The 5814-nt window shown below is 65.0% G+C and carries 8 protein-coding genes and 1 pseudogene; 5 read left to right on the top strand and 4 right to left on the bottom strand.

The features are described from left to right. Together QWZ14_RS12115 and QWZ14_RS12110 are read right to left on the bottom strand one after the other, a co-directional pair. Nucleotides 1–220, bottom strand: a pseudogene (locus QWZ14_RS12115) (hypothetical protein); the annotation flags it as partial. After that, entirely contained in the window at nucleotides 217–426 is a 210-nt protein-coding gene (locus QWZ14_RS12110; protein ID WP_290316930.1) for a hypothetical protein, read from the bottom strand. The pseudogene QWZ14_RS12115 and the gene QWZ14_RS12110, both read right to left, overlap by 4 nt. 298 nt (nucleotides 427–724) lie before the next feature. Between QWZ14_RS12110 and QWZ14_RS12105 the strand changes: the two genes are divergently transcribed. From QWZ14_RS12105 to QWZ14_RS12090, 4 genes are all read left to right on the top strand, one after another. Then, nucleotides 725–979 (top strand): type II toxin-antitoxin system Phd/YefM family antitoxin, encoded by a 255-nt coding sequence (locus QWZ14_RS12105; RefSeq protein WP_290316929.1) that lies wholly within the window; start codon nucleotides 725–727, stop codon nucleotides 977–979. Next, nucleotides 976–1404 (top strand): type II toxin-antitoxin system VapC family toxin, encoded by a 429-nt coding sequence (locus QWZ14_RS12100; RefSeq protein ID WP_290316928.1) that lies wholly within the window; start codon nucleotides 976–978, stop codon nucleotides 1402–1404. The genes QWZ14_RS12105 and QWZ14_RS12100 overlap by 4 nt, the downstream gene beginning before the upstream one ends. Continuing rightward, nucleotides 1401–2426: a tyrosine-type recombinase/integrase gene (locus QWZ14_RS12095; protein ID WP_290316927.1), complete on the top strand. Its 1026-nt coding sequence runs from the start codon at nucleotides 1401–1403 to the stop codon at nucleotides 2424–2426. The genes QWZ14_RS12100 and QWZ14_RS12095 overlap by 4 nt, the downstream gene beginning before the upstream one ends. Nucleotides 2427–2631: 205 nt before the next feature. After that, nucleotides 2632–3888 carry a type II restriction endonuclease gene (locus tag QWZ14_RS12090; protein ID WP_377756068.1) on the top strand — a complete coding sequence of 419 codons (1257 nt, stop codon included), beginning with the start codon at nucleotides 2632–2634 and terminating at the stop codon, nucleotides 3886–3888. Nucleotides 3889–3950: 62 nt separating this feature from the next. Here the strand turns inward: QWZ14_RS12090 and QWZ14_RS12085 are convergent, their stop codons facing one another. Both QWZ14_RS12085 and QWZ14_RS12080 read right to left on the bottom strand, forming a co-directional pair. Beyond that, the gene (locus tag QWZ14_RS12085; RefSeq protein ID WP_290316925.1) at nucleotides 3951–4247 is read right to left on the bottom strand and encodes a hypothetical protein; all 297 of its coding nucleotides are present in this window, start codon (nucleotides 4245–4247) and stop codon (nucleotides 3951–3953) included. A gap of 188 nt (nucleotides 4248–4435) precedes the next feature. Next, nucleotides 4436–4681, bottom strand: a complete 246-nt coding sequence (locus QWZ14_RS12080; protein ID WP_290316924.1) for a hypothetical protein — start codon at nucleotides 4679–4681, stop codon at nucleotides 4436–4438. Between the two features lie 436 nt (nucleotides 4682–5117). Here QWZ14_RS12080 and QWZ14_RS12075 point away from each other — a divergent pair, with 436 nt between their 5' ends. Next, nucleotides 5118–5519, top strand: coding sequence for a P-loop NTPase family protein (locus tag QWZ14_RS12075; RefSeq protein ID WP_290316923.1), 402 nt, complete (start codon nucleotides 5118–5120; stop codon nucleotides 5517–5519). The last annotated feature ends 295 nt before the right edge of the window (nucleotides 5520–5814 follow it).

Raw genomic sequence — 5814 nt, 5'->3', positions numbered from 1 at the left:
CCGCGCCGCAATGTGCCAACGCCACAACGCTTACGGTGCAGTGAACGATGGCAAACAGCTTCTCTCGTGCCGTTCCGGTGTTCCACAGGGCGTAGAGGGGAAGATGGGCGGCTTCCCAGGCAAGATTCCCGATGGCGATGACGCCCAGATAGACGCGAAGGGCCCGTGGCCAGTCATGCGCCGCGGCGAGCACGAGGTGGTCTGCGCCGGCCACGCTCATTGACGAAAGATCCGCGCCATCGACCGCTGCGGCGACACGTCGAAGGCAGCGGCATATGCCTCGGCCAGCGCCGTCCCGGGGGTGGCATCTTGGCAGAGCGCTTCGATGGCGCGCAGCAGATGCTCGGCCGCTTCCGTCTGCTGTTCGGCCAGCGCCTGGCGGAGCGCAGCAATGATCCGTTCTTCAAGCAGTAGCGGATGTCGCATAGCCATCTCCGGTTCAGTTCATCATGGCGATGGGAGCGACCCTGCGGCTTTCCGCGATGGGAAGGTCAAGAAGGAATGATGCAGGGCATCTGCCCTGCATTCGCAGGGCGACGGCCGGACAATGCCGGGTCGCGACAGCGAGGCCGAACTGATACGCCTTGAGATGAGAAATTCGGCAAACGAATGCCCGCCAGAATCCCATCAGATAAAGGACATTATCGGATGCGGCGACTCTGGGCTTGCTTTTCGTTGCAGATTAGTTAGACTAGTTGATATGACCAGTCGGAATGAAATCGATATGCGCGAGATCCAGGCGTCCGAGGCAAAGACGCATCTGCCGCGACTGCTCGATGAGGTCGAGCGTGGTGAGACCATCATCATCACCCGTCATGGCCGTGCCATCGCGCGGATCGTGCCCGAGGTCAGTCGGCGACGAGCGGAGATCGACCGCGCCGTGACAGATCTGCGTGCGCTGCGTGCCTCCATCGCCGAGCGCGGCGTGTCACTGTCCTGGGATGAGCTCAAACGCTTCCGGGATAAGGGCCGTCGATGACCCACTGCGTGCTCGATAGTTCGGTGGCGATGGCCTGGGTGCTGCCGGGCGAAGGCGATGCAGCGACAGAAGCCCTGCTGGATGACGTGGCCGCCGCCGGTGCCACGACACCGGGGCTCTGGGCGCTGGAGACGGGCAATGTGCTGCTGCATGCGGAAAAAGCCAAGCGCATCAGCACCGCCGAGCGTCGCCAGGCGCTAATCATTCTCAGCGGGCTGCCAATTCACATTGATCCCGATACGGCGGCTCATGCCTGGGACGAGACACTCAGCTTAGCCGAGGCGCAGAACCTGACCGTCTATGACGCAAGCTATCTAGAGCTGGCGCTGCGCCTCGCGCTGCCTTTGGCGTCACTTGATAAAAAGCTGCGTAAAGCGGCAGCCGCCTGTGGCGTGGGGGTCCTGGGTCAGGAGGCAGCGTCATGAGCAGCGAGCTGGTCATCACCCCTGCCCTGCCTCTCCCCGCCCTGCCCTACGGTGAGCCGGTAGTGCCGTCGCTCATCGCTGGCCAGGGTGAGCGTGCGTCGAACCGTTATATCGAGTTCTTTGTTGCGCAGATCCGCAACCGCAATACCCGCCGCGCCTACGCGCGGGCGACCGCGGACTTTCTGCATTCGTGCGAACAGCGCCACCTGACCCTGCCGACCATCGAGCCGGCGCATGTGGCGGCCTATATCGAGCAGTTCATGCAGACCGGCGTGCCACGGCACCCGGGTGGAACACTGGCGCCCTTGTCCGCGCCAAGCGTCAAGCAGCAGTTGGCTGCCATCCGTATGCTTTTTGACTGTTTCGTCGTCGGCCAAGTGGTACCGCATAATCCGGCCTCTTCCGTCCGCGGCCCGAAGCATGTCGTGAGCCGCGGCAAGACGCCGGTCCTGCCGCGTGAGGAAGCCAAGGCAGTCAATGATGCCATTGAAACTGACACGCTGATTGGGCTGCGTGACCGCGCACTGATCGCCACTCTGCTCTATACGTTTGCCCGCATCGAGGCGGCACTGCATATCAATGTTGGAGATTATTTCTCACTTGGTAAACAAGGCCGCGTGCGGCTGCACGAGAAGGGCGGCAAGATGCGCGAGATGCCGGTACATCACGCGCTGGAGGAGTATCTGGACGCATACATTGCCGCGGCGGGCATTGAAGCCGAGAAGAAAGCGCCGTTGTTCCGCACCGCCCCAGGCCGCAGCGGCGACCGCCTCATCACCAACCGACTGCAGGCGCGCGAAGCATACAGCGTGATCCGCCGGCGGTCCCTCGCCGCCGGGATCGACACGACCATAGGCTGCCATAGCTGGCGGGCGATCGGTATCACCAACTATTTGGAAAACGGCGGCACGTTAGAGCATGCCCAGCAAATGGCGGCGCATTCCAGCCCACGCACGACCAAGCTTTATGACCGCACGAATGACGAGGTAACGCTGACCGAGGTGGAGCGGATTCACTTGTGAGAAATGAGCACGACCGTTCAACGCTTCAAGTATGCCGGCGCGTCAGGCAGCGGACATTCATCACCGCTTGGCAGGGGACCGGTCAGATGTTTCATCATCGTCAGCTGGAATTGGCGACCGGACCCGGCACCCTCAGGATTACGACATGCAGATTGTAACATGCGCCCTGACTTCCGGCGCAGTTGGGGCCAGTGCACCGGACCTGATGACCTCGCTGCTGCAGCGCTGGCGGGAAGACCCGGGCGGCACTTATCGAAGCTGGTTTCTTTGGGAAGAGCGCGTAAAAAACTTCCGTTCCATCCGTCGTGGCATCCAGCAGGTGGTCGCCGATATCAAGGCAGGTACCTTCGGTGTCGCCTACCGAGGCTCCTCGTTGGAGACCGTTGTCCATTCCGTCGCGGAGCAGCGGCAAATTTTCAAGGGCGCCGACCACGCGTTTCTGTGGAAGCCCAAACTACGCATTCCCGACATTTATGAGAATCCGGTTAACCAGCGCGCCTTTGGGCGCCTGCTCGACACTTGCGTCTGCTGCACGATGGAACAGCAGGTTATAGCGGCCATCCGAGAGATCGACGCCCGGTCCATCAAGGGCCTTGGCCCCGCCGTTGCCAATCTGCTCTACTTCCTGCATCCGACCATTGCGCCGCCGTTCAACACCGCCATCGTCAACGGCTACAACGCTTTGACCGGCGCCCGCGTGAAACTCGGCCGATGGGAAGAGTATTTGGCCATGCGTCAAGGAATCCTGGCGCTGAACGCCGCGCACCGCGGTCTGCTCTCGAACGACCTCGGCGCCATTGGCGGCCTGCTATTCGATATCGGCAGTGGCCGCTATCCGGCGCCGCCGCGCGAGGACGACGCGAGCGCCCGGGCCGTATGGAAGGCGGACCTTGCCCGCGTGCGCGAAAACGGTGCCAAAGCGGCCAAGGCGCTGGCGGCGGCCCGCGAGGAAGACGAAACCCACACCGCCGTCCAGGGATGGCTGCGCGACCTCGGCTTGTCCCTCGGCTACGACGTTTGGATTGCTGCCAACGATCGCAACCGCCTGCTCGGGGATGGCAGGCTTGGCGATGGCTGCCTCGCTGTTCTACCCGGCTTTGCCACAGGCGCGGGCGCGGACGCCGTCCGGCTGATCGACGTGCTCTGGCTTGACAAGGCTTCGAACCGCATTGTTGCCGCCTACGAGGTGGAACATACCACCTCCATCTACTCCGGCATCGTCCGCATGCTCGATTTGGCGCTTGGGCCCGAAGCACACTCGCTCGAGGGCATGTTTTTGGTTGCCCCCGACGGCCGGGAACACGAGGTGCGCGACCAGCTGGCGCGGCCTGCCTTTAGTCGCGTGGCTGATCTCAAGGTACGCTATCTGCCCTACGGGGAACTCAAGGCGAACCGTGAGACCATCGCCAGATTTGGGCACGGCATGAAGCCCATCCAAGCCATCTCGCGCCTCCTGTTCTAGGCGCGCCACGCGGCACAAACCCACGGATGGCGCGGCCACCAGGCAGCGCCGTTATGGACGTGCTAATACGGGCCGGAGCGGCCGCGCTGGGCACCCATGGTGTGGTCCATATGCTGGCAATAAGTCACCATCCGTTGCATGTCGGGCGACACCGGCGTGCCCTGCCTGATCTGCTGCCGCATGTCGGCACAATGAGCCATCATCGCCTGATGGTCACCCGGAGCAGGTGCCGTTGCGGCAGTGCTGGCCGCGGCAGGCGCTACGGCCATCGGGGGCGCAGCCTGCTGCTGCGGGGCGCAGGCGGAGAGGCCTGCCGTCAGTAGCACGGCGAAGCCCATACCGGTGCTTTTCAATCTCATCATTCGACTTTTCCTCTTTCCAAAAGTGGTTGCTTCCTGCAACTCCCATGCCACCGCAGCTCGGTTTCGATTTCGGGCATGCTTCAGTCTATCGAAGTCACGCTGCCCTGACCTTGAGCCAAATCAATCGCTTGGTCTGCCGCGCCGCGGTTCTGCCCGCCGCCGCCACGCCATCGCGTACGAACTCTTTAGGCGGCCACGCGAGTCCGCCGCGCCTTGTCCACCGCAGGTGGCTTCGGGCAGGCGCAGCGCATGAAGCTCTCCAACGGGCAGATGACACAGGCGGCGAACAGCAGCGACACCAACGCGCGCCGCGCCCGATGGTGCCGCACGTGCAGCGCATTCGGCAGGATACCGAGATCCGCCGCCACGCCTTCGCTCGGATCGCTGCGGGGATCGAGACGTTGAATCAGCGCCGCCTGATCGGCCCGCATCGCGCCCAGAAGTGGCCTGATACAGTCGCAAGCCCACCCGACCGCCTCCGGCTCCGGCGCAACCAGCGTCTTCGCGAAATCCTGCGGGTCCTTGACGCATTCACGTCGGCGCGTGACCTCTCGCCCATGGTTAGTGGCAGGGCGGCCAGCGGCCGCATCTCGGACCCCATCGGCTCCGGGCGCCGGCGCCGCAGGAGTCCACACGTCCGGCCCTGTTCACTGCGCTACGGACCGGCTTCGCCGAGGGCCTGCTGCGGCGGGCCTTCGAGGCGACGCGCAGGCTCCGGGCCAAATGACGGCTGGCGCTGGGCGCCGCGCCGGAGGAGACCCCGCGCGGCCTCGGCAAACTGCTGGTGGTGGCGCCCGTCCAGATCCAGGCCCGCCGCGCTACCTCGAGATCCTGCGCGGCTGGGTGCCGCCGGCCCAGGCCGGCAGCATGGCCCTGGCGGTCTCCGACGAGCGCGGCGCCCAGGAGACCCTGGCGGCCTTCCGGCTGACCGCCGAGCCTTCAGTGCTGGTCACGGTCGCCATGGCCTATGAGGGGCTGGATGCGCCGGAGGTGGCGGTGGTGGCGGCGTTGACGAATGTGCGCTCGCGCCCCTGGCTGGAGCAGATGGTGGCGCGGGCGACGCGGGTGGATCCGAATGTGGGGCCCTATGCGGCGCGGCGGGCCCTGGTCTTCCATCCTGATGACCCGCTTTTTGCACCGTTCCGCTGGCGGATGGAGCGCGAGCAGGGCACCCAAAACCAAGCCGGATTTACGGCCCCCGCGCCAGCCGGCGCTCGACCTGCCGGACTGGCTGGAGGAGGAGATCGCGGAGACGCGCCAGCGCCATGACATCATCCCGCTCGAGAGCAGTGCGCTGACCCTGCGGTTCAGTACACTGCGGCCGGGTCCGGACCTGGCGGCCGGGCTGGCAGCGGCGCGGGAGCCCGAACCACAGGGGGACTTCCTGACGCCTTCTGGAGCGGAGCGGCAGTTGCGGCACCGGCTGAGCGAGCAGGTGGCGGCGCAGGCGGTAGAGGATGCGGCGGAGGGCGTCACGGGCGCGATCTCGCCACCGCGCGGGGCCGGCCTCTACCATGCCTGCAATGCGGCGCTGAAGCGCGCCCTGGGCGACAAGGCCCGCAAC

Origin of the sequence: Paeniroseomonas aquatica (assembly GCF_030409335.1) — a bacterium.
Lineage (GTDB): Bacteria > Pseudomonadota > Alphaproteobacteria > Acetobacterales > Acetobacteraceae > Belnapia > Belnapia aquatica.
The sequence above is the reverse complement of the archived record's forward strand: the minus strand, read 5'-3'. Positions and strand labels throughout refer to the sequence as shown.

What these genes read in the sequence shown, in the direction of transcription:
- QWZ14_RS12110 (WP_290316930.1), bottom strand. Translation starts at nt 426, where the DNA reads ATGCGACATCCGCTACTGCTTGAAGAACGGATCATTGCTGCGCTCCGC.
- QWZ14_RS12105 (WP_290316929.1), top strand. Translation starts at nt 725, where the DNA reads ATGCGCGAGATCCAGGCGTCCGAGGCAAAGACGCATCTGCCGCGACTG.
- QWZ14_RS12100 (WP_290316928.1), top strand. Translation starts at nt 976, where the DNA reads ATGACCCACTGCGTGCTCGATAGTTCGGTGGCGATGGCCTGGGTGCTG.
- QWZ14_RS12095 (WP_290316927.1), top strand. Translation starts at nt 1,401, where the DNA reads ATGAGCAGCGAGCTGGTCATCACCCCTGCCCTGCCTCTCCCCGCCCTG.
- QWZ14_RS12090 (WP_377756068.1), top strand. Translation starts at nt 2,632, where the DNA reads ATGACCTCGCTGCTGCAGCGCTGGCGGGAAGACCCGGGCGGCACTTAT.
- QWZ14_RS12085 (WP_290316925.1), bottom strand. Translation starts at nt 4,247, where the DNA reads ATGAGATTGAAAAGCACCGGTATGGGCTTCGCCGTGCTACTGACGGCA.
- QWZ14_RS12080 (WP_290316924.1), bottom strand. Translation starts at nt 4,681, where the DNA reads ATGCGGGCCGATCAGGCGGCGCTGATTCAACGTCTCGATCCCCGCAGC.
- QWZ14_RS12075 (WP_290316923.1), top strand. Translation starts at nt 5,118, where the DNA reads ATGGCCCTGGCGGTCTCCGACGAGCGCGGCGCCCAGGAGACCCTGGCG.